General features: G+C 74.2%; 17 protein-coding genes. 14 read left to right on the top strand and 3 right to left on the bottom strand.

Annotation, left to right across the window (positions count from 1 at the left end; translation table 11 throughout):
- The first annotated feature begins 1 nt into the window (after position 1).
- The 8 genes from nusA to H300_RS0102200 all read left to right on the top strand — a co-directional run bounded on the left by nusA (position 2) and on the right by H300_RS0102200 (position 11,118).
- Positions 2-1,036, top strand: coding sequence for a transcription termination factor NusA (gene nusA / locus H300_RS24585; RefSeq protein WP_037978928.1), 1,035 nt, complete (start codon positions 2-4; stop codon positions 1,034-1,036).
- 212 nt (positions 1,037-1,248) lie between these two features.
- Positions 1,249-1,536 carry a YlxR family protein gene (locus H300_RS29715; RefSeq protein ID WP_078515663.1) on the top strand — a complete coding sequence of 96 codons (288 nt, stop codon included), beginning with the start codon at positions 1,249-1,251 and terminating at the stop codon, positions 1,534-1,536.
- Positions 1,537-1,692: 156 nt separating this feature from the next.
- Complete coding sequence (gene infB, locus H300_RS0102225; RefSeq protein ID WP_028426105.1) at positions 1,693-4,743, top strand: translation initiation factor IF-2; 3,051 nt, start codon at positions 1,693-1,695, stop codon at positions 4,741-4,743.
- Between the two features lie 246 nt (positions 4,744-4,989).
- Positions 4,990-5,286, top strand: a complete 297-nt coding sequence (locus tag H300_RS0102220) for a DUF503 domain-containing protein (protein WP_028426104.1) — start codon at positions 4,990-4,992, stop codon at positions 5,284-5,286.
- A 42-nt stretch (positions 5,287-5,328) separates the two neighbouring features.
- Positions 5,329-5,769: a 30S ribosome-binding factor RbfA gene (rbfA, locus tag H300_RS0102215; protein ID WP_028426103.1), complete on the top strand. Its 441-nt coding sequence runs from the start codon at positions 5,329-5,331 to the stop codon at positions 5,767-5,769.
- 3 nt (positions 5,770-5,772) lie between these two features.
- Complete coding sequence (truB, locus tag H300_RS0102210; protein ID WP_051269354.1) at positions 5,773-6,705, top strand: tRNA pseudouridine(55) synthase TruB; 933 nt, start codon at positions 5,773-5,775, stop codon at positions 6,703-6,705.
- 199 nt (positions 6,706-6,904) lie between these two features.
- Positions 6,905-9,967 carry a trypsin-like peptidase domain-containing protein gene (locus H300_RS24580; RefSeq protein ID WP_051269352.1) on the top strand — a complete coding sequence of 1,021 codons (3,063 nt, stop codon included), beginning with the start codon at positions 6,905-6,907 and terminating at the stop codon, positions 9,965-9,967.
- 185 nt (positions 9,968-10,152) lie between these two features.
- The gene (locus tag H300_RS0102200; RefSeq protein ID WP_028426101.1) at positions 10,153-11,118 is read left to right on the top strand and encodes a bifunctional riboflavin kinase/FAD synthetase; all 966 of its coding nucleotides are present in this window, start codon (positions 10,153-10,155) and stop codon (positions 11,116-11,118) included.
- Between the two features lie 51 nt (positions 11,119-11,169).
- Here H300_RS0102200 and H300_RS31715 read toward each other — a convergent pair whose 3' ends face one another.
- Complete coding sequence (locus H300_RS31715) at positions 11,170-14,166, bottom strand: SCO5717 family growth-regulating ATPase (protein ID WP_051269349.1); 2,997 nt, start codon at positions 14,164-14,166, stop codon at positions 11,170-11,172.
- A gap of 281 nt (positions 14,167-14,447) precedes the next feature.
- Here H300_RS31715 and H300_RS0102190 point away from each other — a divergent pair, with 281 nt between their 5' ends.
- Positions 14,448-15,146, top strand: a complete 699-nt coding sequence (locus H300_RS0102190; protein WP_028426100.1) for a hypothetical protein — start codon at positions 14,448-14,450, stop codon at positions 15,144-15,146.
- A 104-nt stretch (positions 15,147-15,250) separates the two neighbouring features.
- Here the strand turns inward: H300_RS0102190 and H300_RS0102185 are convergent, their stop codons facing one another.
- Positions 15,251-15,934 (bottom strand): hypothetical protein, encoded by a 684-nt coding sequence (locus tag H300_RS0102185; protein WP_037978925.1) that lies wholly within the window; start codon positions 15,932-15,934, stop codon positions 15,251-15,253.
- Complete coding sequence (gene eccE, locus H300_RS0102180; protein WP_078515661.1) at positions 15,934-17,262, bottom strand: type VII secretion protein EccE; 1,329 nt, start codon at positions 17,260-17,262, stop codon at positions 15,934-15,936. Before eccE ends, H300_RS0102185 begins: the two co-directional genes overlap by 1 nt.
- Before the next feature lie 205 nt (positions 17,263-17,467).
- On the opposite strand from eccE, the gene eccB reads away from it, so the two are divergent.
- The 5 genes from eccB (at position 17,468) to H300_RS0102150 (ending at position 23,395) form a co-directional block, all read left to right on the top strand.
- The gene (eccB, locus tag H300_RS0102175; RefSeq protein ID WP_028426098.1) at positions 17,468-19,012 is read left to right on the top strand and encodes a type VII secretion protein EccB; all 1,545 of its coding nucleotides are present in this window, start codon (positions 17,468-17,470) and stop codon (positions 19,010-19,012) included.
- Positions 19,012-20,262: a type VII secretion-associated serine protease mycosin gene (mycP, locus tag H300_RS24570; protein ID WP_078515660.1), complete on the top strand. Its 1,251-nt coding sequence runs from the start codon at positions 19,012-19,014 to the stop codon at positions 20,260-20,262. Before eccB ends, mycP begins: the two co-directional genes overlap by 1 nt.
- A 584-nt stretch (positions 20,263-20,846) precedes the next feature.
- A complete protein-coding gene (locus tag H300_RS0102160) occupies positions 20,847-21,395 on the top strand; it encodes a hypothetical protein (RefSeq protein ID WP_028426097.1) in 549 nt (182 codons plus the stop codon).
- A 629-nt stretch (positions 21,396-22,024) separates the two neighbouring features.
- Complete coding sequence (locus H300_RS31360) at positions 22,025-23,125, top strand: S8 family serine peptidase (protein WP_158678306.1); 1,101 nt, start codon at positions 22,025-22,027, stop codon at positions 23,123-23,125.
- Between the two features lie 36 nt (positions 23,126-23,161).
- Positions 23,162-23,395, top strand: coding sequence for a DUF397 domain-containing protein (locus H300_RS0102150; protein ID WP_028426096.1), 234 nt, complete (start codon positions 23,162-23,164; stop codon positions 23,393-23,395).
- The last annotated feature ends 102 nt before the right edge of the window (positions 23,396-23,497 follow it).

Below are 23,497 nucleotides of genomic sequence, written 5' to 3'. Positions count from 1 at the left end.
CGTGGACATCGACATGAGCGCTCTGCGGGGTCTGGTCAGGGAGAAGGAGATCTCCTTCGGTCTGCTGGTCGAGGCGATCGAGTCGGCCCTCCTCATCGCCTACCACCGGACCGAGGGCAGCCGCCGACAGGCGCGCGTCGCGCTGGACCGGGAGACCGGGCACGTGACGGTCTGGGCCAAGGAGGACGCGGGCGCCGGAGGCGAGTTGGCGGAGGGCCAGGAGCCCAGGGAGTTCGACGACACGCCTTCCGGTTTCGGCCGGATCGCCTCGACCACGGCCAAGCAGGTCATCCTCCAGCGGCTGCGCGACGCCGAGGAGGAGATCACCCTCGGCGAGTACGCCGGCCGCGAGGGTGACATCGTCACCGGGGTCGTGCAGCAGGGCCGGGACCCCAAGAGCGTACTGGTGGACATCGGCAGGCTGGAGGCCATCCTGCCGCCGCAGGAGCAGGTACCGGGGGAGGACTACAGCCACGGCACCCGGCTGCGCACCTACGTGGTCCGGGTCGCCAAGGGAGTCCGCGGCCCCTCGGTGACGCTTTCCCGCACCCACCCGAACCTGGTGCGCAAGCTCTTCTCGCTGGAGGTGCCGGAGATCGCCGACGGGTCCGTCGAGATCTCGGCCATCGCACGGGAGGCGGGGCACCGCACCAAGATGGCGGTGCGCTCGACCCGGTCCGGGCTGAACGCCAAGGGCGCCTGTATCGGCCCGATGGGCGGGCGGGTCCGCAACGTGATGGCGGAGCTGCACGGCGAGAAGATCGACATCGTGGACTGGTCGGACGACCCGGCCGAGTTGGTGGCCAGCGCGCTGTCGCCGGCACGGGTCAGCAAGGTCGAGATCGTGGACCTTGCGGCCAGGAGTGCCCGGGTCACCGTGCCCGACTACCAGCTCTCGCTGGCCATCGGCAAGGAGGGCCAGAACGCCCGGCTCGCCGCCCGGCTGACCGGCTGGCGCATCGACATCCGTCCCGACAACCCGACCGGCGCCGACGAGGCCGACGCCCCGGACGCCGGCGCCCGCGCGGCGGAGTGACCTGGAACCCTCGCGGGTGTCCGCCGGGGCGGGAGCTCCGCCGGGGCGTGCACGGAACGGGCCGGGAGAACGCCCGAACGGGCCGCGGGGCGTGGGTGCGGCTCCGCCTCCGGGCGGTGCACCCGCCCTCCGGGCCGAGCGGCCCCCTTCGTTTCGGTAATCGCGCTCTCACCCCCTGCGGGGAAGGTCGGCGCAGGGAGGTAGACTGAGAAGTGTCTGGCCGGACGCATGGCCGAGGCTGCCCGGAGCGCACCTGTGTGGGTTGCCGGGTGCGGTCGGACAAGGCTGATCTACTGCGTGTGGTGAGGGTCGGTGGTCAATGCACCCCCGATCTTCGCGGTACGCTGCCCGGCCGGGGTGCTTATCTGCACCCGGTCCCAGCCTGCCTGGACCTGGCGGTCCGCCGCCGGGCGTTTCCCAGGGCCTTCCGTGTCAAGGGAGGCCGGGAGCCGCTCGACACCGCGGAACTCCGCCGGTACGTGGATCAGGCGACACCGTAAGACGACCCGCACGAAGTCACGTGCGGGGAGTGGTACCTCGCGAGTCGGAAGTAGGTCGAGATTGCGATGAGCACTCGATGAGTACGCGATGAGTACGCCCATGTACAAGTAGCGAAGGTCCGGCGGACGACCACCCCGGACCGTAGAAGGAGCGAAGTGGCTAAGGTCCGGGTATACGAGCTCGCCAAAGAGCTTGGAGTGGAAAGCAAGGTCGTCATGGCCAAGCTCCAAGACCTCGGTGAATTCGTCCGTTCGGCGTCCTCGACCATCGAGGCGCCGGTCGTTCGTAAACTGACCGACGCGTTCGACGCGGGCAGTGGCGCCGGTGGCGCCAAGAAGTCCGCGGCGAAGCCTGCGGCCCCCAAGCCGGGTGCCGCAGCCCCCAAGCCGGGAGCCCCCAAGCCGGGAGCCCCCGCCCCCAAGCCCGGCGCCTCGGCGCCGAAGCCGGGCGGCGCCGCCCCGAAGCCGGGGGCGCCCGCGCCCAAGCCGGCTGCCGAGCCCGCCGCCCCGGCGAGTGAGCCCGCCGGCGGCGAGACGCCGAAGAGCGAGCCCGCGAAGAGCGAGCCCGCCCGCAACGAGGGCCCCAAGCCCGGTGGCACGGCTCCGAAGCCGTCCCCGGCCAAGCCCGGCCCGACGAAGCCGGAGTTCACCGCACCGCCGCCCGGCCCGGCGGCCCCGCGCCCCGGTGCCGCGAAGCCCGGTGGCGGTGCCCCCAAGCCGGGCGGTCCCAAGCCCGGTGGCGCCAAGCCCGGCGGCGCACGGCCGTCCGGCCCGCGTCCCGGCAACAACCCCTTCACTTCCGGTGGTTCCACCGGTATGGCCCGCCCGCAGTCGTCCCGTCCCGGCGGTGCCGCCAAGCCCGGAGCCCGTCCCGGCCCCGGCGCGCAGGGCGGCCCCACCGGCGGTCCCCGCCCGCAGGCACCTGGCGGCGGTCGCGCCACCCCGGGCAACATGCCCCGTCCGCAGGGCGGCGGCGGTGCCGCGCCGGGCGGTCCCCGTCCCGGTGGCGGCGGTGGCAGCCGTCCCAACCCCGGCATGATGCCGCAGCGTCCAGCTGCCGGCCCCCGGCCCGGTCCGGGCCGCGGCGGTCCCGGCGCCGGCGGCGGTCGTCCCGGCGGCGCGGGCCGTCCGGGCGGCGGCGGTCGTCCCGGCGGCGGTGGCGGCGGTTTCGCCGGTCGTCCGGCCGGTCCCGGCGGCGGTGGCGGCGGTTTCGCCGGCCGTCCCGGTGGCGGCCGTCCCGGTTTCGCGGGTCGTCCCGGCGGCCCCGGTGGCCGCGGCGGCACCCAGGGCGCGTTCGGCCGCCCCGGCGGTCCGGCGCGTCGCGGCCGCAAGTCGAAGCGGCAGCGCCGTCAGGAGTACGAGGCCATGCAGGCCCCGTCGGTCGGCGGCGTGATGCTGCCGCGCGGCAAGGGCGAGATGGTCCGGCTGTCGCGCGGTGCCTCGCTCACCGACTTCGCGGAGAAGATCAACGCCAACCCGGCGTCCCTGGTCCAGGTGATGTTCAACCTGGGCGAGATGGTCACCGCGACCCAGTCGGTTCCGGACGAGACACTCACGCTCCTCGGTGAGGAGATGAACTACGTCGTCCAGATCGTCAGCCCGGAGGAGGAGGACCGGGAACTCCTGGAGTCCTTCGACATCGAGTTCGGCGAGGACGAGGGCGGCGAGGAAGCACTCGTCTCCCGTCCGCCGGTGGTCACCGTCATGGGTCACGTCGACCACGGCAAGACCCGCCTGCTGGACGCGATCCGCAAGACGAACGTGATCGAGGGCGAAGCCGGAGGCATCACCCAGCACATCGGTGCCTACCAGGCCAAGACCGAGGTCAACGGTGAAGAGCGCAAGATCACCTTCATCGACACCCCCGGTCACGAGGCGTTTACCGCCATGCGTGCCCGCGGTGCCAAGTCGACGGACATCGCGATCCTGGTGGTCGCGGCGAACGACGGCGTGATGCCGCAGACGGTCGAGGCGCTGAACCACGCCAAGGCGGCCGGCGTGCCGATCGTGGTCGCGGTCAACAAGATCGACGTTCCCGGAGCGGACCCGACCAAGGTGCGGGCCCAGCTCACCGAGTACGGTCTCGTCGCCGAGGAGTTCGGCGGCGACACCATGTTCGTGGACGTCGCGGCCAAGCCGGGCACCAACATCGAGGGGCTGCTGGAGGCCGTCGTCCTCACCGCCGACGCCTCGCTGGACCTGCGCGCCAACCCGGGCCAGTACGCCCAGGGCATCGCGATCGAGGCCCACCTGGACCGCGGACGCGGTGCGGTGGCCACCGTCCTGGTGCAGCGCGGCACACTGCGGGTCGGGGACACGATGGTCGTGGGTGACGCCTACGGCCGGGTGCGCGCCATGCTCGACGACAAGGGCGCCAACATCGAGGAAGCCGGCCCCTCCACTCCGGCTCTGGTGCTCGGTATGACCAACGTGCCCGGCGCGGGTGACAACTTCCTGGTGGTGGACGAGGACCGCACGGCACGCCAGATCGCCGAGAAGCGTGCCGCCCGGGAGCGCAACGCCGCGTTCGCCAAGCGCACCCGCCGGGTGTCGCTGGAGGATCTGGACAAGGTGCTCAAGGCCGGCCAGGTCGAGCAGCTCAACCTCATCATCAAGGGCGACGCCTCCGGTTCGGTCGAGGCGCTGGAGTCCTCGCTGCTGCAGCTGGACGTCGGCGAAGAGGTCGACATCCGGGTGCTGCACCGCGGCGTCGGTGCGGTGACCGAGTCGGACATCAACCTGGCGTCCGGTTCGGACGCGATCGTGATCGGCTTCAACGTCCGCGCCGAGGGGCGCGCCACGCAGATGGCCGACCGCGAGGGCGTCGACGTCCGGTACTACTCGGTCATCTACCAGGCGATCGAGGAGATCGAGGCAGCGCTCAAGGGCATGCTCAAGCCCGAGTACGAGGAGATCGAGCTCGGCACGGCGGAGATCCGCGAGATCTTCCGCTCGTCCAAGCTCGGCAACATCGCCGGTGTGCTCGTGCGCTCCGGGGAGGTCAGGCGCAACACCAAGGCCCGGCTCCTCCGTGACGGCAAGGTGGTCGCGGAGAACCTCAACATCTCGGGTCTGCGCCGGTTCAAGGACGACGTCACCGAGATCCGTGACGGCTTCGAGGGCGGTATCAACCTCGGCAGCTTCAACGACATCAAGATCGACGACGTCATCGCCACCTACGAGATGCGGGAGAAGCCGCGCGGCTGATCCGGCGAGCACGTGGCAACCGGTCTGGGCCGGTCGTCGGGGCGCCTGCGCTCCGACGACCGGCCCAGGCCACGTGGCACCCTCGCCGCACGGTCCGGCAGCCACAGCGCGTCGATCGACGCAGGCCGGGGCGTGTACCGTGCGAGGAGTCACGTGCGAGGACCCACCGGTGCCGGGCACCGCGCGGAGAATCCAGCAGCACGCACCACCCCCGAGGCCTCCCGGGTCGGCTCTGACCCGTACCGCATGCATGTAGGGACCCTGTCCTTCGACCTCCTGCTCGGCGACGTCCACTCGCTCAAGCAGAAGCGGTCCGTCGTCCGCCCGATCGTCGCCGAGCTGCACCGCAGGTTCGCGGCGAGCGTGGCCGAGGTCGGCGATCAGAACCTCCACCGGCGGGCCCGGATCGGCGTCGCCGTGGTGTCCGGGGACGCCTCGCACGTCCGCGACGTCCTGGACCGGTGCGAGCGGCTGGTGGCCGCCCGCCCCGAGGCGGAGCTGCTGTCGGCAGGACGCCGGCTCCACCGTGACGACGATGAGTAGTCTCCACCCCACACCACCCCGTCCAAGAGGAAGAGTGAGCACATGACCGACACCGCGCGGGCACGCAAGCTGGCTGACCGCATCCGGGTCGTCGTCGCGGAGACACTCCAGCGGCGGATCAAGGACCCGCGGCTCGGCTATGTGACGATCACCGACACCCGGGTCACCGGCGACCTGCGGGAGGCGACCGTCTTCTACACCGTCTACGGCGACGAGGAGGAGCGGGCCGCCTCCGCCGCGGCGCTGGAGTCCGCCAAGGGCGTCCTGCGCAGCGAGGTGGGGCGCCAGACCGGGGTGCGGTTCACCCCGTCGCTGGAGTTCGTCCCGGACGCGCTGCCGGAGAACGCCCGCCAGCTCGACGACCTCCTCGCCCGGGCCAAGGCCTCCGACGAGGAGGTCCGGCAGGTCTCCTCCGGAGCGACCTACGCCGGGGACGCGGACCCGTACCGCAAGCCCGCCGAGGACGAGGACGAGGACGCCTGACCCGTGGCACAGCAGCAGGACGCCGGCCGTCGGCCCGGCAAACGACAGGGCGGTGGCCCGGACGGCCTGGTCGTGGTCGACAAGCCGGCCGGGTTTACCTCGCACGACGTGGTCGCCAAGATGCGCGGCATCGCCCGCACCCGCAAGGTCGGGCACGCCGGCACCCTGGACCCGATGGCCACCGGGGTCCTGGTGCTCGGCCTCGGCAGGGGCACCAAGCTCCTCGGCCACCTCGCACTGACCGAGAAGGAGTACGTCGCCACGATCCGGCTCGGCCAGACCACCGTGACCGACGACGCGGAGGGGGAGTTCACCGGCTCCACCCCGGTCGGCGCACTCGGCCGGGAGGCGGTCGAGGCGGCCCTCGACACCCAGCGGGGCGAGATCCACCAGGTGCCGTCCAAGGTCAGCGCCGTCAAGGTGGACGGCAAGCGCTCCTACGCACGCGTGCGGGAGGGCGAGGAGTTCGAGCTGGCCGCCCGCCCGGTGACCGTCTCGGACTTCCGTCTGCACGACGCCACCCCCGGCACTGCCGAGGACGGCACTCCCGTCTTGGACCTGCTCGTCTCGCTCACCTGCTCCTCCGGCACCTACGTGCGGGCCATCGCGCGGGACCTGGGCGCGGAACTGGCGGTCGGCGGGCACCTCACGGCGCTGCGCCGCACCCGGGTCGGCCCGTACGGGGTCACCGCGGCCCGGACCCTGGAGCAGCTCCAGGAGTCGCTGGAGCCGATGCCGCTCGGTGAGGCCGCCGCCCGGGCCTTTCCGCGCTGGGACGTGGACGCACGGCTCGCGAAGCTGCTCGGCAACGGCGTACGGGTCGATACGCCCGTGCTGCCGGCCGGTCCGGTCGCGGTCTTCGGCCCGGGTGGGGACTTCCTCGTCCTGGTCGAGTCCGACCGCGGACGGGCGCGGAGCCTCGCCGTCTTCGTCTGAGCCGTCCCGCCGACCCTCTCGCCGTCCTGCCGCACGGAGGGGCCTCGGTGGAGCCCCGCCTCCCCGGTGGCGGAGTTCACCCCTTCGGCCGAGCGCTCGGAGCGAAGGACGGCGCGCTCGGGGGCGCGTTGGCCGCAGGCACTGGCACCGCCGCCCCGCCCCCGCCTACCGTCAGGAGCCTCTATCAGGAGGTTCGGCAATGACGGCAGACGCGGACTCCGCGCTCGTGCGGATCTGCGACCTGGCCGGGCGCCCCAGGGGCACCGGCTTCGCCGCCGACGCCGCGGGCACCCTGGTCACCAGCCACGAGGCGGTGGACGGACTGCGCCGCCTGCTGCTGCGCACCCCCGACGGGCACACCCGGCTGGCGGAGGACGACGACATCACCCCGCTGCCGGAGTACAACCTGGCCCTGGTCCGCTCGGGGGCGCTCGGCATGGCCGCACGGCTCCTCGCCCCTGCGCCGCTGCCGGGCACCGAGGTGCGGGTCCTGGCCGGCCACTGGCGCCGCACGTGCCTCACCGGCACCTGCGACGCCACGTACACCTCGGTGGACGGCTTCCAGCCGGTGGAGGACGCACTCCAGCTCCCGCTCCCCGAGGAGGCGCTGGCCCCGCTCCGCCTGAACCCGGCCGCCACCGGCTCCCCGGTGCTCGACGCGGAGACCGGCGCCGTGCTCGGTGTCCTGTGCACCGCGATGCACAACGGCGTGCCGGGCACGGGCCTGGCGGTACCCGTCCGGGGGCCGCTGCACCCCGCCCCGCTGCGGGACCTCGCCGCCCGCAACGGCGCCGACGTCCCCGGGTTCGGCGGCGACCTCAACCCGGCCGGCGTCCTCGCGCTGACCCGGGCGGCCATCGCCGCGGACCCGCCCCCGGCCGCACCGCCGGGCCGGACCCGCCGACCGGAGACGGACGCGGAGTTCCACCGCTTCGCCGAGGGCTCCACCTGCGTACTGGCGCTCGTCGGGCAGCCCGGCACCGGGCGCACCACCGAACTCGCCGGGCTCGTCGCCGACCGTCCTTCCGCCCAACCCGCCCTGTGGCTGCGCGGGGCCGACCTGCGCGCCACCGACCGCGGCCTGCGGGACGCCGTCGGCCGGAAACTCGCCCGGGCAGCGGCGCTGCTCGCCGCGGAGCACGCGGCACGCGCAGACGCCGGCACCGCGGCACAGCTCCGCGCCGAGGAGGGCGCCCCCGACCCGGACCTCGCCGCCCGGATCGCGCGGGACGCGGGCCGCCCCCTCCTCCTGGTCCTCGACGCACCCGAGGAGATGCCCCCGGCGCTCGTGCAGGGCCTGCGCCGCTGGGCCGCCGGCTCCGCCGGCTGGCTCTGCGCCTCCGGGGCCCGGCTCGCGCTGGCCTGCCGTCCCGAATTCTGGGAGCAGACCGGCGCGCACTTCCCCGCCGACCTGCTCCACCGGCCCGCCGCGGCCCCGCCGTCCTGGCGGGCCCTGCCGGCCTGCGTACGCCTGGACGATCTCCCCGGAGGCCACCCGCTGACCCTGCGGATGCGGGCGCTGCTGCCCGACTGCGGTCCGGACACCGACCGCGCGGAGATCTTTGCCGGCTGGCTGGACCGCGCCGCCTGCCGCATCGCCGGACGCGTGGCCGCCCACCGTGCCCGGCAGCCCTCCGGCCCGGCCGCCCCCACCGGGAACGAGCTGCGGAGACTGGCGACGCGGGCCGCCGGCCGACTGCACCGGGCCGCACGCAGCTGTCTGGGGCCCGGTCACGGCGTCCTCGACGGAGAAGCCTTCGAGGACGCCTTCCCCGCCGCGGGCGGCTGGCGGGCCGCGGTGCTCGCGGAAGGCGTCCTCGTGCCGTCCGGTACGGGCCACCGCTTCGCCGACGAGGAGTTCGGCGAGTGGGCCCAGGGCTGGCACCTGGATGTCGATGCCGCACTGGACGCACTCGTGCACCGCCGGCTGCCCGAGGACCCGCACCCGGTGCCGCACCACCGGATCGGCACGGTGGTGCACGGCCTGCTGCTCCTCGGCCGGACGGCGGGCCCGGACGCGCTGCTCGACCGGCTCCACCCGCTGGTCACCCCGGCCGTCCGGACGACCGCCGCTCCGGGGCCGGCCGCGGAAGCCGCCTGGTGGGCGTCCCACCTGCTCGGCGAGGCCCTCCTCGCGCTGCCGGACGCCACCGCCTGCATGCCGCTGCTGCGCAGACTCGCCGCCCGCCTGGTGTGCGCCGCGGGGGCGGCCGACCTGGCGGACGCCGGGCGGTCCCCGGCGGACGGGGGAAGCGGGCCACGGCAGCTCACCGCGTCGCCGGAGCGCCTCCGCCCCCGGCCGGGCGCCGGCGCCCCGGCGCCCGGCCGGGCGCCGCAGCCGGTGCCGGACGCGTGCCCGCCGCGGAGCGTCGGACACCCCCTGGGCCCCTCGTTCTGGACCCGGCTGCCGCTGCCCGTCGCCCACCGCTGCGAGCTGTTGCGCCAGCTCCTGACCGTCGACCCGGCCGGGGCCGAACCGGGGGAGCGGTTCCTGGACGCCGCGGCCGGACTGCTCGCCGCCGCCCCCCGGGAGGTCCAGCCCTTCGTCTGCCGCTGGTTCGACGACACCCGACCGCTGCGGATGCCGGGAGCGACGGTCGACACGGCCGCCCAGGCGCTCCTGCACACCCACCGCGCTCTCGCGACCGACGCGCTGCTGGAGTCGCTCCGGGAGGCGGACCACCCGCGGGCGGAGGAACTGCTCGGCGAACTCGCCGCGGACACCCCCGCTGCGCTCGGCACCGCGGTCGAACGCTGGTCCCGGGACGGCCGCGCGGAGGTGCGCGCGGCAGCCGCCTGCTCCGCCCTGCTGCTCGCCGCCGGGCCCCGGCAGCGCGCCGAACCGGAACTCGTCCGGGCCCTCGCCGGACTGCCGGTGAGCGTGCCCACCGCCCATTCCGCCGCCCGTCTGGTGCGCGACTTCGCGGCTGCCCGTCCCGCGGCGGCCCGGTGGCCGCTGACGGAGCTGGTGCACCGGCTCCTCGTCCGACCGCCCGCGGGCCCCGCCCTGCTCCGGCTGCTGGCTCCCCCTCATCCGGACGCGGAGGAAGGGGCCCTCATCGCGCGGGCGCCCGATCCGCGGGCCGATGTCCGGGGCGCCGAGCCGGGCGGATGGCTGGCGCTGCTTCTCGGGCCCGAGCGGCGGGAGATCGGTCCGCCCGGTGGGTCCTCCCTGGACACGGCCGCCCGGCGGCCATCCGCAGCGTGGGACGGCGGTGGGCCCGGCAGGCACCGGGCCCCGGTGGAGCTCGCCCCGCGCTGAACCTCCCCGAGCGCCGCGCCCCGAGCCCGGCGACCGTACCGGAGCGCGGCGACCGTACCGGAGCGCGGCGGGCGCGGCCGGGGCGCGCCGGGCGGGCAAGCGGCTCCCGACGCGGGCACGGTGCTTCGCGCATGACACCCTGGGACCGGCAGGAATCCAATCGCATGCAGCGAGGAGCGGGCACAGTGCAGCGCTGGCGTGGCTTGTCGGACATCCCCGAGGACCGGGGACGCAGCGTCGTCACCATCGGCTCGTACGACGGCGTCCACCGGGGACATCAGCTGATCATCGGGCGGACGGTGGAACGCGCCCGGGAGCTGGACGTTCCCGCCGTCGTCGTCACCTTCGACCCGCATCCCAGCGAGGTGGTGCGGCCCGGCAGCCACCCGCCCCTGCTGGCGCCCCATCCCCGCCGGGCCGCGCTGATGGCGGAACTCGGCGTGGACGCGGTGCTGGTGCTGCCGTTCACCCAGGAGTTCTCCACACTCTCGCCCGACGACTTCGTGGTGAAGGTCCTCGTCGACCGCCTGCACGCGTGCAGCGTGATCGAGGGGCCCAACTTCCGGTTCGGGCACCGCGCGGCGGGCGACGTCGCGGTCCTCACCGAGCTGGGCCGGACCCACGACTTCGACGTCAGGGTGGTGGACCTCTTCGAGCACGGCAACGCGGGCGGCGGGGAGCCCTTCTCCTCGACGCTGGTGCGGCGGCTGGTGGCCGAGGGGGACGTGGCCGGGGCCGCCGAGGTCCTCGGCCGTCCCCACCGGGTGGAGGGCGTGGTCGTCCGGGGGGCGCAGCGCGGCCGGGAACTGGGCTTCCCCACGGCCAACGTGGAGACCCTCCCGCACACCGCGATCCCCGCGGACGGTGTCTACGCGGGGTGGCTGAGCGTGCCGGCCCCCGACGGCGAGCCGATGCCCGCGGCTGTCTCGGTCGGCACCAACCCGCAGTTCGACGGCGTCGAGCGGACGGTCGAGGCGTACGCCGTCGACCGCGTGGGGCTGGACCTCTACGGTATGCATGCCGCGGTGGACTTCCACGCGCGGCTGCGCGGTCAGGAACGCTTCGACACGCTGGACGCGCTGCTCGACCGGATGGCCGTCGACGTACAGATCTGCCGGGAGCTGCTCGCCGTCCCCGTCCGCGAGGGCTGACCCCCGCCTCACCGTCCCGCGTCCGGCGCGTCCCCCGAGAGGGACGCGCCGTCAGTGCTGCGGTGGCCCCGGCGGATACGGCGGGCCGCCGCCCTGTCCCGGGTGTTGCGGCGGCGCCGCGTACCCGGGCTGCTGGGGAGCCGCGCCTCCCCAGTGCCCGTGGTGCGGCGGCTGCGCTGCTCCGCCCTGCCCCGGGAGCGGCGGCGCCATCTGCGGAGGCGGGCCGCCCGCCGGGCCCTGGGTCCACAGGCCCTGCGCCTGCTGGTGCCGGGCGATGTCCTCGGCGATGAGCGCGGACAGGTCGAAGTAGGCGTCCCGTGTCCTGGGCCGCATCAGGTCCAGATCCACCTCGGCCCCGGCGGAGAGGTGTTCGTCGAAGGGCACCACCACGACGTCGCGGCAGCGCGTCCTGAAGTGGCCCACGATGTCGTCGACCTTGATCATCTTTCCGGTCTCCCGCACTCCGGAGATCACCGTCACGCTGCGCTGCACCAGGTCGCCGTAACCGTGCGCGGACAGCCAGTCCAGCGTGGTGCTGGCGCTGCTGGCGCCGTCCACCGAGGGCGTCGAGACCACGATCAACTGGTCGGCCAGGTCGAGCACTCCGCGCATCGCGGAGTACAGCAGCCCGGTGCCGGAGTCGGTGAGCACGAGCGGGTACTGCTTGCCGAGGACGTCTATCACCCGGCGGTAGTCCTCGTCGTTGAACGTGGTCGAGACGGCCGGGTCGACGTCGTTGGCGAGGATCTCCAGACCGGAGGGCGCCTGCGAGGTGAACCGGCGGATGTCCATGTAGCTGTGCAGGTGCGGGATGGCGGTGACCAGGTCCCGGATGGTCGCACCGGTCTCCCGGCGCACCCGGCGCCCGAGCGTGCCCGCGTCCGGGTTGGCGTCGATCGCGATGACCTTGTCCTGCCGCTCGGTGGCCAGCGTCGCCCCCAGCGCGGTCGTCGTGGTGGTCTTGCCCACGCCGCCCTTGAGGCTGATCACGGCGATGCGGTAGCAGGAGAGCACCGGCGTCCGGATCAGTTGCAGCTTGCGGAGCCGCTCCGCCTCCTCCTTCTTGGCGCCCAGCCGGAACCGGGAGCCGCCGCGTCCGGTGCTCTGCGGGCGGGGCCTGCGCTTCTGGTTCAGCAGCCGGTCCGAGGACAGCTCCACCGAGGCGGTGTAGCCCAGCGAACCCGGCTGGGCGTAGGCCTGACGCGGATCGGGCATGCCCTGCCCCGCCCCGGGTGCGGCCGGAACCTGCTGGTCCGCTCCGCCGCCCGGGTACTGCGGCGGATACGGCTGCTGGACTCCGGGCTGCTGGGGAGGGATGTGGTGGCCCGGGGGCTGCTGCGGCTGTTGGTGGTAGGGGTGCTGCTGGGACTCCGGCTCGGGGGCGGGCGGGGCCGGGCGGGGCCGGCCGGCCCCGCCCGGCACGGTGTGCGGTCCGCTGGCGCCCTGCGGCGCCTGGGCGGGCGGACAGCCGTAGCCCTGACCCGGAGCCGGGCTCTGAGCGGCGCGAGGAGTCTGCTGCCCCTGCGGTGCCTGCTGCCCCTGCGCGGGTTGGGCGGGCTGCGGTGCCTGCGGGGGCGTTGTGGGGCCTGCGGCGTGTGGAGCGGTGCGGTCGACCGGGGGAGGGAAGCCGTAGCCTCCCGCTGCCTGCTGCTGCTGCGGCGGGGCGGGCGGCGCCGGCGGCACCGGCGGGGCCTGCGCGGGCCGCGGCGGCACCACGGGCCCGCCGACCCCTCCCGGTTGCGGCTGGCCGGCGCCGGCCAGGGGGAAGTCCCCACCGGAGCCGTAGCCGGACCCGGGGCCGGAGCCGGGGCCGTGCCCGGTGGGCGCTGCCGTGGCTCCGGGGGCAGACGGGTGCCCGCTCGGCTGCCCCGCGGACGGGGCGGCGGGACCCTCGTGCGGACGGCGACCCTCCGGCTCGCCCCCCGGAGCGGGGCCGGAGTCGGCGGGAGCGGGCCCCGCAGGTCCGAAGCCGACGGGGGACGCGGTGTGGTCCGGCCAGGGGGCGCCGCTCGTCGAAGGCTCCGCCGCCCGGTACTGCGGCGGCAGCGGCGGCAGATTCGCCGGAGGCCCGGACGTCGTCCAGGGGGCGGCCCCGCCGGAGGACGGACCGCCCGGCGGCGGGGTGCCCGGCGCCGATGCGTCCGCGGCTTCCCCGCCGCCCCGCCCAGGCCAGGGCCAGGCGTCGGGCGCGGCGGCCGAGGGGGCGGCGGCCGCCGCGTCCCGCTGCGCGTGCTTGCGGCGCAGCGCGTCGGTCGGGATGCGGACGGTGTGCGGGCTCCGCGACTCCACGACCTCCGGTTCGCCCTGAACGCTCCACCCGTTCGGCTCGGGCGCCCGAGCCGGGGACGTCGCTGCCGCCGCGGGCGGCGGCGGGGCCACGTCCGTGTCGTCCGCGGGAGTCCCCGGTACGGGACCGCTCTGCTTGGCTTCATCCGATCGGGTGGTTTCGGAGGCGAGGCCCACGTCGGACTGCTCCTGCACGCCTTCCTGCGCCGACGTGAAGGCCTCCGCGGGCCGCTCGCCTCCGACTGCGGGCCGTCCGACGGGCTCCGGGACGCCGGACCGGCCGCCGTCCTCGTCCGCACCGCCCGGGTGTGTGCCCGTGCCGCCGCGGTCCGGGCTCCCGCCCCTCGCGGCGCTGCCGTCGCCGGGGGCCGCGGAGTGCGAGCCGTCGGCGGCGTCCGCTCCGGCAGGTTCCGCCGCGTGGGGTGCCGCGCCCGCCGCGGCGTTCGACGGCTCGCCCTGGCCCGGGCCGGGCCCGTCCTCCGGGCCCGCTGCCTCGGCGTCCGCCGCCACCGGTTCCGCGGGTCCGGTCAGTGCGGGCGGGGCCGACGGGAAGTGCCCCGGGGGAGGGGGCGGGGCACCGAAGGGGCCGCCGCCCCCGGCGTCATCGCGGCCCACGGTGCCGCCGGAAGCGGCGGAACCGCGGGTGTACCAGGCCGGAGGCGTGTAGTCGATGGTGAACTCGCCCGTGTGCTCCTGCTCGGAGTCGGGCTCACTGCCGGGGACGGTTCCGTCGCCGCGGATCTCGTCCCGGTCGTTGTTCACAATGCCCTCCCGCAAGAATGGTCCGCTCACCCCGGCTGCCGCGCACCGTCGGAAGACCCCGCGTGCGGTGCGCGACGCGCGCGACCCAGCCTAAGGGCCACAGCCCGGGCAGCGTCAGTCCGGCCCGGAACCAGGGCCACGCCCCGCGCGGGCCCCGGGCCGCCGGAGGGCGAACCGCACGGCGGGTACCGGACACCGGGAGCCGGGCGACGCGCGACGGACGGCAGGCATAGTGGGGGCGGCACTCGCTCGGATCCCCTCACCCACCGGAGAACGACGTCGTGACGCCTTCCGCCCGTCCCACCCGCCACCTGCTCGTGTTGGCCCTCGCCGTGCTGTGCGCGGCGGCCTGCGGCAGCACCGAAAGCACCGACAAGGCGGCCGACGCCGGCGGCAGCGGGGCCGAAAGCCTCGTCAGGGAGGCCAACGAGGTCATGCGGACGACGGCCTTCCGGGCCAGCGGCCCGACCACCGTCGTCAGGGGCGGTGTGCAGCGGACGAGTTGGGACCCGGACAAGGGGCTGAGAATCGTGACGAGCGGTACCGCCGAGGGTGAGATGTACTGCAAGGACGGCATGAGCTACCTGAGCGCCTCGCTCCTCGCCGCCTCGCTCAACGACTCGGGGCAGGACGTGCGGGTTCCCGAGGACCTTGCCGACGCGTACGTGTCCACCGAGACCGGCGGCCGCTGCGACGCGCTGTTCAGGATCTCCGAGAGCGCCGAGCGGCTCCCGGAGAAGGACACCGAGGTGGACGGCACGCCCGCCAAGGCGGTCACCGTCGGCGACAGCCGCACCGAGGACGTCTACTACATCGCCGCCTCGGGCACCCCGTACCTGCTCAAGAGGGAGTCCGCCCGCGACGGCCGCAACAGCCCCACCATGTACGAGGACTTCGGCGGCAGCCAGGACATCGCCATGCCGCCGTCCGAACGGATCGTCCCGATGGACGAGTTCCAGCAGGGGATCGCCGCCGGCTGACTCCGGTTCCGGCAGCGGCCCGGACCGCCGCGTCCGCCCCGGGGGCCGGGCCGTGCTCCGGGGCCGGCCGGACCCCGGCCACCCGTGCGACGCTCCCGCGGACGTCAGTCCAGCCGGCGAGCGACACCGAGCAGGCCGGACTCCGCGTCCGTGGGCTGGATCATCGTGAACTGTCGGCCGCCGGGGGCGCACCACAGGGTGACGCCCTCGCCCAGCGAGGGCAGCGCCGCCACCTCCCGTTCGGACAGCGACAGCAGACGCCCCACCTGCCCGGCCTCCTGCGGCGACACCCGCTGGACCCCCGCCAGCGCCGCCCCGCGCAGCAGGCGCGGCGCCGCCGGACTCAGATACGGCAGCAGGGTCAGCACCGACTGCCACGGACCCGAGCTGACGCGTCCGCGGGGCGGCTTCATCCCGCAGTCCCGGACGACGACGACCGGACTCGAGACCGTCGGGCCCAGCGGCGGGACCCGGCCCACCTCGTGCACCGACATCGCGCCCGCCTCGCCCCCGACCGCCTGCACCAGGTTCAGCCACGCCTGCGGGCGCCCCGTCTCCACTGCGATCCTGGCTCCGGTCGCGGCAAGCCGGAGGGCGAGCACCTGCGCAGTCCACAACCCGCCGATCAGCGCCACGTCGTACGCGCGGGGGTGGTGGAAACCCAGCACCGCCGCACGGCCGTCGGGGTCCGTTCCCGCCACCACGCCGTCGTCCCCCACCGGGAGCGCGAGAGCGCCGAGTTGCTCGACGGCCACCACATGCCGGCCCGTGCCCGGTCCGCGTACCATCAGCGGGCCCCTCCCAGCGGCATCGTGGCCAGGACACCCGGCACCTGCTCCCGGTCCAGCCGGATCAGGGACACCTTCACTCCGCGCGCCATCCGTTCCAGTTCCCTCCGCAGAGCGGTGAGTTCGTCCGCGCTGCCGCCGGTGATCCGCAGATGTCCGGCAAGGTGAGCGGTCTGCCGGTCCGCAGCGCTCAGCGTCAGACTGAACACCGTGGCCAGCGAGGGCAGCGAGCTGAGCAGCGCCGCCAACTGCGGCAGCGGCGCACCGCCCGCACCGAGCTGCGGCCAGCGTCCGACCGCGTAGACCGTCTGCCACCGGTCATCACAGCGCCACGCACGGGAGGACTCCGCCGTCCGCTGCGCCGGGGCCGAATCCGGCTGGCTCGACTGGGCCGTGACCAGCGGGTCGGCCACGGCCGAGGTGGCCAGGCTCGCCACCAGTTCCTGCTCGGTCAGTACCGCGGAGCGGAACCCCGCCCCGGTGAGCCGGCTCGCGAGCTGGTCCGCCACCCGCACAAGGCAGCGCTGCACCCCCTCGACGCCCCCGCCCCGGGCCTGGACGGCGTCCCGGCACAGCTCCGGATCGAGCTTGAGCGCCACCCACGTCAACCGGACGGCCGGAGCCCCCGAGGCGGCCTGAAGAGGCCGGTAGCTGGTCGCGGCCACCGACCCCTTCGGCAGCGTCGGAGCGGGGGCGGGCTGGGTGTGCTGCACGACCTGCACCGACTCCAGCCGGATACCGTCCACATGGAGTGCGTCGTGCAGCAGCGACAACGGCAGCGAGCGTTCGATGCGGTCGGGGCGCAGCGCCGCGGCGCCCGGCTCCACCCGTAGCACCGCGGTCAGGAACGTGCCGTCCCCGACCATCCCCACCGAGCGGCGCGTCCGGTCGACGTACGTGCGGCTGCGCAGCGCGGGAGCGCACTCGACCGCGGGTGCCAACCCGGCGTCCACCGAGGCGTCCAGCACCGGGCCGGCCTGGCGGAGCCGACCGCGCAGGGCCAGCACGCTGCGCAACCAGTCCGGGAACGACCGCTTGCGCCGCCGGGCGACCGCCAGCACCACCAGCGCCGCCGCCACCGCCCCGGCGGGGACGAGCAGCACCCGGTCCACCACCCAGGCCACCAGCAGCAGCGCCAGCGCCACCTCGACCAATACCAGCTGTTGCAGTCGGAACGGCCCGAAGCGGCCCGCCCCGGTCTCCCGGTGCAGCACCACGCCGGCGCCCGGACCGGCGGACGGCGTCGCGGATGCGTCCCCGCCCCCGGCGCCCCGGCGGTCTGCTCCGGTACCGGTCTCGCCGCCACGTGCACGGGTAGCGGTCCCCATACGCGCTCAAGCCCCCTTGTGTCCGCGTTCGCCGCCGGAAGGCAGGGCGATCGACGGGCGCTCACCCTACCCGAGCACCGTCCGCCCGCCCCCTGCGGGCACAACGGACCCGGGCCGCCCGCCTGTCGGCGGCACCGCATACCCTTTCGGAGCCGAGCCACGGGGAAGGCCCGGCGCAGGCAGCCCACGGGGAGGGCGGGTACCGATGGCATCCAGGCGTGACGAGCTCAACGCCTACACCTTTGCGAAGAAGCGCACCGTCGCCTCCTTCCTGCAACCCTCGCCCAGCGGTTCCGAGGAGGGCGCGCCGCGGCTGCTGCGCGGCTTCCTGCCCGGTGTCGTCGTCGGTGCCCTCGTCCTCGCCGGGTTCGGGGCCTGGGGTATGTTCAAGCCGCAGGCACCGAAGGGATGGGACGAGCCCGAGAAGAGGGTCATCGTCGCCTCCGACTCCACCACCCGCTACGTGGTCCTCAGGACGGGCAAGGGCAAGAAGGTGCAACTGCACCCGGTGCTCAACCTCGCCTCCGCCCGGTTGCTCCTCGACCCCGACCAGTACGCCGTGGTCAAGGTCGCGGAGAAGGAGCTCGACAACGGGAGCATCCCGCACGGCCCCACCATCGGCATCCCGTACGCACCGGACCGTCTGCCCGGCGCCGAGGAGGCGGGTCGTGCCAAGCGCTGGGCCGTCTGCGAGCGCCCCGGCCCCGGCGGCGAGACCGAGCGCGCCACTCTCGTACTCGCCGACCGGGACGCCGGGCGCACCGACGACGACGACCGGCTGCGCGGAGGCGAGGTGATGTACGTCGAGGACGACGAGGGCGCGCAGTACCTCGTCGGCGCGGACGGCACCAAGTACGCCATCGGCGAGGAGGACCGGGGCGACCAGGAGGCGGACGAGCGCCGCCTCCTGGTGCGGCTGCTCACCAGCGGCGAGCCGCAGCAGGTGTCCGACGAGTGGCTGGGCACGCTCCGGGACGGCTCACCGCTGACCTTCCCGGAGGTCGAGGGCACCGTCGGTGAACCGGCCGGCGTAGCCGGGCTCCCGGAAGCGGCCGACCGAATCGGCACGGTGCTGGCGGCATCCACCGGCAAGGGCAGGCAGCAGTACCTCGTCGAAGCGGGCCGGGTCGTGCCCGTCAGCGACTTCACCGCCCACCTGCTGCTGAACAGCCCGCAGACGGCCGAACTCGCCCAGGGCGGCGAGGCCCGCAAGGTGGGCGCCTCCTCGATCACCGACCCCGCCGAGGCGCGGGCGGACGCCGCCGAGGACTGGCCGACCCGCCAAGCCGTGCAGGCCAACACCGCGTCCCGCGGCACCGTGTGCAGCGTGCTGCGCACGGTGCACACCGGCGGCGGTGCGAAGGGCGGCACCACCCTCTCCACCTGGGCCGGCGACGACTACCCGGTCCCCGTGCCGGTGGGCACCACCAGCGCCTACGTCACGCCGGGTTCGGGGGTGCTGTTCCGGCAGTACCAGGGCACCGACACCAAGACGGGCGGCGTCTTCCTCGTCACCGACACCGGACTCCGGTACGCCGTCCAGTCGAACACCGACAGCGGCGCGGCCGAGAACGCGGCGCAGGCCGGCGGCGAACCGAGCGAGGAGGAGCGCGCCGAGGTGAACACCGCGCAGATCCGGCTCGGGTACGAGAGCGTCGAGCCCGTCCCCGTCCCGGCGCACTGGGCCCAGTTCCTCTCCAAGGGCCCCCGGCTGGACACCACCGGCGCCAAGCAGCCCCAGGGGTCCTGATGGCGAAGCGCGTCCCCGCCCTCGTCCTCGCCGCGCTCGTCTGCGCGGTCGCCGTCGGCCCCGCGCCCGGCGCCCCGGACACCACGGGAACCGCGGGCGCCGACAGTACGGTCCGGCCCGCCGCCCTGCCTGCGGCGACCGGCCGGTGCGAGTACCCCGCGAAGCCCGTCCTCGGGCGGCCGTGGGCACTGCAACGGGTGCAGCTCGACCGTCTCTGGGAGGTCACCAGGGGCGAGGGTGTCCGAGTCGCCGTCGTCGACAGCGGGGTGGACGTGGAGAACCCGCAGCTCGAACCCGCGGTGGACGTCGGCGCGGGCGCGGACCTGCGCTCGGACGAGGAACGCGAGCAGGACGTGCCGGAGGGCCCGACCACCGACCTGGTCGGCCACGGCACCAAGGTGGCGGGCATCATCGCCGCCCGTCCCTCCGCGGACACCGGCTTCGTCGGCCTGGCGCCGGAGGCCATCGTCGTCCCCGTCCGCCAGACGGACGGAGCGGGCAAGGCCCTGGCCCTGGCCGACTCCGTCGACCACGCCGTCGACCAGGATGTCGACGTCATCAACATCTCCTCCGACACCGAGGGCGCCCTGGGGCCGGGGACGCGGCTGCACGCCGCCGTGCAAAGGGCGCTGGACGCGGACATCGTCGTCGTGGCGTCGGCCGGCAACGACGGAGCGGACGGCAGGTCCCGGAAGACCTACCCCGCCTCCTACGACGGCGTCCTGGCGGTCGCCGCCTCGGACCGCAACAACGAGCGCGCGCGGTTCTCCCAGTCCGGCGACTTCGTGGGCATCGCCGCCCCCGGCGTGGACATCGTCTCCACGGTCCCCGGCGGCGGACACTGCCTCGACAACGGCACCAGCTTCGCCGCCCCGTACGTGGCGGGGGTCGCGGCACTCCTGCGCGCGAAGCACCCCGACTGGACGCGGCAGGAGATCGTCGCCCAGATCCAGCACACCGCCGAACGCGCCGTCAGTGGCCGGGACCGCCACATCGGCTGGGGCGTCGTCGACCCGGTGCGCGCCCTGACCGAGGACGCCGAACCGGTGCAGCAGCCCTCCGCCCGCGACGGGGTGCGCAAGGCACCCGAACCGGAACCGGCGGCCCTGCACCTGGGCGAGACCTACGCCGAACGCAACGAGCGCATCGGCACCTACGTACTGCTCGCGGGCGCTGTGCTGGTGAGCATGCTGACCGGTGCCTCCCTCGTCCACCGGGACTGGCGGCGCCGACGCCACCCGGGCGGGTGAGGAGGCGACCACGTGCGGTGAGTCACCCTGCCGGGTTCGCGGTTGGAACCGACCGCGCGTGTGCATAGAGTGACCGGGGCAGAGAGGACGCCACTGACGACGTGGGGGACACGGGGCCATGGGGAACGAGCGCGACCCCGGCGACAGCCGCCCGGGCACGGGCGACCTGTCGGTCGAGGACGAGAAACCGGCGGGCTTCGGCACCACGTCGAGGAACTCCTGGTGCACCTGCGGACCTCGCCCGCGGGCGAGGTCCGGGACCAGACCCTCACCCGCGACGCCTACGGAGGCGCCGCCTTCGGCGCGGCGGACAGCCTGCACGGCCACGTACCGGCGCGCCCACGGCCGCATGGAGACTTTCGCCCAGCTCTTCGGGGAGCAGATCGAGGCGGTGGGCGTCGCCGTGCAGGTGACCCGGCACGGCTACGACGGGGTCGAGGCCGACCAACTCGCCCGGCTGCGGGCGATCAGCGCCAACACCCAGCAGCACTACGCGGCACCCGACGCGCCCAGCAAGAGCAGCGACCAGCAGGGCACCGGGACCGACAGGGACGTCACGTACGAGAACCGGGGGAACGGGAGCGGTGGAGAGCGGAGAGTTCGAGGGAAGAACGCACGAGGAGCTGCGCGCGATGGTCTCCGACGCCTGCCCGGAGCACCTGTCCGGCAGGGGAAGCGCCCTCTTCGACGCGGGCAGCGACATCCTGGGCATCGGGCAGGACCTGATGCGCTACCTCGAACGCGTCGGATGGGGCGGTGAGGGGGCCGAAAGCTTCCGCGCCTGGGGCGCGCAGTTCGCGCGCGAAGCCGTCCGCCTCGGCACCCACGGCATGGGACTCGGCGAAGGCATGGTGAACGCGGGGCAGGGCCTCGCCGAGGTCAAGGCCGCGATGCCCGAACCGTCCGTCTCCGCCCCCTTCGGCCCCCGGTCCGCCCTCCGACGCTCGGCCCCGGCGAGAGCGGCCGCCAGGAGGCCCTCCACCAGATCGCACGCCTCGACTCCTACCACCGCGTCGCGGCGGCAGAACCGCGCGCTCAGGAAGAGTCCGACTTCAACCCGTTGGGCCAACGGCATCTGCCCGGCGAACAGCCTGGCGGTTCCTTGCCCGACACCGCTGCTTCCGCCGTCATGACGGGCACACCACGAGCAACCGGCGAAGACGTCGGGAGCGCCAGGGGCGGTGGCGAGGAGCACCGCCCGGACCGACGCCACGTCCCACCACCGGAGGGCGAGAGGCAGAAGGCGCGAGGAACGGGCCCTCGCGGGGCAACGGCTCGTTTCGCGGCGCTGTGGGCAATGGAGTGTCGGGCGGTCACGTACGTCCGATCAGCAACGCCCCTCGTCCCTCCCACATGCCGCGTGGCTTGGTGGCCGGTGACGGCGAACAGGGACAGCCGGGCCGGTCGCTGTACGGAGGGCAGGGCGCCGCTGGTGCCGGCGCTCCGACGTCGGGTGGAGCGAGCAGCGGACGTCGCTGCACGTCTCAGCCAGGCGCGATCGCGGGCACGCCTGCCATACGCAGCTCGGCCCGCAGTGAGTTCACACGGGGCGGCTCGGGTCTTCCCGTCCGCGAGATGGACTCTGGCAGCGGTCCGCCCAGTAGGCCCGGGACGGCCAACCGGGTCTCGGAAGAGCGGCGCAGGGGCGACAGGCGACCGGACTACCTCGAGGAGGACGAGGCAACGTGGGCGGCGCGCTCACGGAACAGCGTTCCCCCTGTCGCGGACTGATCAGGGAAAAGCAGAGATGCAAGGAGCTCCCGTGCCCACTTCGACGCGACACCCACCGTGTCGCCCGTACAGCTTTCTGACTGCCCTTGCTGTTGCTCTGTCCTCTCTCGGGCTCTTCGCTCCACCCGCCGCTGCTGAATCGACGCGGGACTTGCAGTGGTACCCCGACGCCATGAGAGCCCCGGAGATGTGGGGCGTCAGCATGGGAGAGGGCGTGACTGTCGCGGTCATCGATTCGGGAGTCGACCCGTCACTTCCGGAATTGCGCGGCCAAGTTCTCGACGAAGCGGACTTCTCCGAGGCTTCGGGCGATGTGCACATCGACAAGACCGGTCACGGGACCACCATGGCGGCTCTGATCGCCGGAACCGGTGCAGCAGGCGGAATCAAGGGTTTGGCGCCGAAGGCTCGGGTTCTGCCGGTGCGCAACTTCGAGACCGAGTGGTCCTTCGGCGAACAGAAGTCCCTTGCACGGGGGATTCGATACGCTTTGGAGCAGAGTGCTCAGGTGATCAACGTGTCTCAGGGATCAGTCGTCCCGGACGATGCCTCCGACGAGGTTCAGGAGGCCGTTGACGAAGCCAATCGGCAAGGGGCCCTGATCTTTGCCAGCTCCGGCAACGAAGGCGACAACGGAAACAACCGCGCCTTCCCCGCCGGCCTTCCCGGGGTGGTGGCCGTGGGAGCCACGGGCGAGGACGGCAAGGTCACCGACTTCTCCTCCTACGGCCCGCACCTCTCCCTCACGGCTCCAGGAAGCGACATGGCGATTCGCTGCGACCGCAACACGACCACCTGCGAGTCCCGCGGCGGTACGAGCGGCGCCTCCGCCCTCGCCTCCGCCTCCGCCGCGCTGATCCGGTCCGCGCACCCTGACTGGACGGCCAACCAGGTGCTGCGGGCGCTGATCGAGACCACGAGCCGGTCGGAGGCGAACCCGGGCGACCCGCCGAGCAAGTACATCGGCTACGGGGCCGTCCGACCGCGGGCGGTGCTGGTCGACCTGCTCCTCGGTGCGGGCGGTACGTCCTGCACCGGCGCAGGCAGGCGCCCCGTGGCTGGGCCGAGGCCACCCGCGCCGGTCTCGACGGCGGGCGCATGGAGACCGCCACCTGCATGTCCGCGGTACTGAACACGCACTACCGCCCTACGGAAAGGAACGCCACCGATGGCAACAGAACAAGAGAAGGACGAGCTCTACGCCCTCGACATCTCCGATGTCGAATGGCAGAGCGCGCCGGACAGCCCTGCCGAGGAGCGTGTCGAGATCGCCTACCTCCCCGGCGGGGGAGTGGCCATGCGCAATTCCGCCGACCCCGACACCGTCCTGCGCTACACGGAAGCCGAGTGGCGGGCGTTCGTTCTCGGCGCTCGGGACGGGGAGTTCGACATCACTCCTTGAGGGGAATCGACCGGCGGCCTGCTCGCCGTTCCGGCTGAGCAGGCCCGCTCTCCCGAGCCGCATCGCCGCGTGTTCCTCCTGCAAAGGAGTGGCGTGGTGCAT

It is taken from the genome of Streptomyces sp. TAA040, from assembly GCF_000424845.1.
The sequence above is the reverse complement of the archived record's forward strand: the minus strand, read 5'-3'. Positions and strand labels throughout refer to the sequence as shown.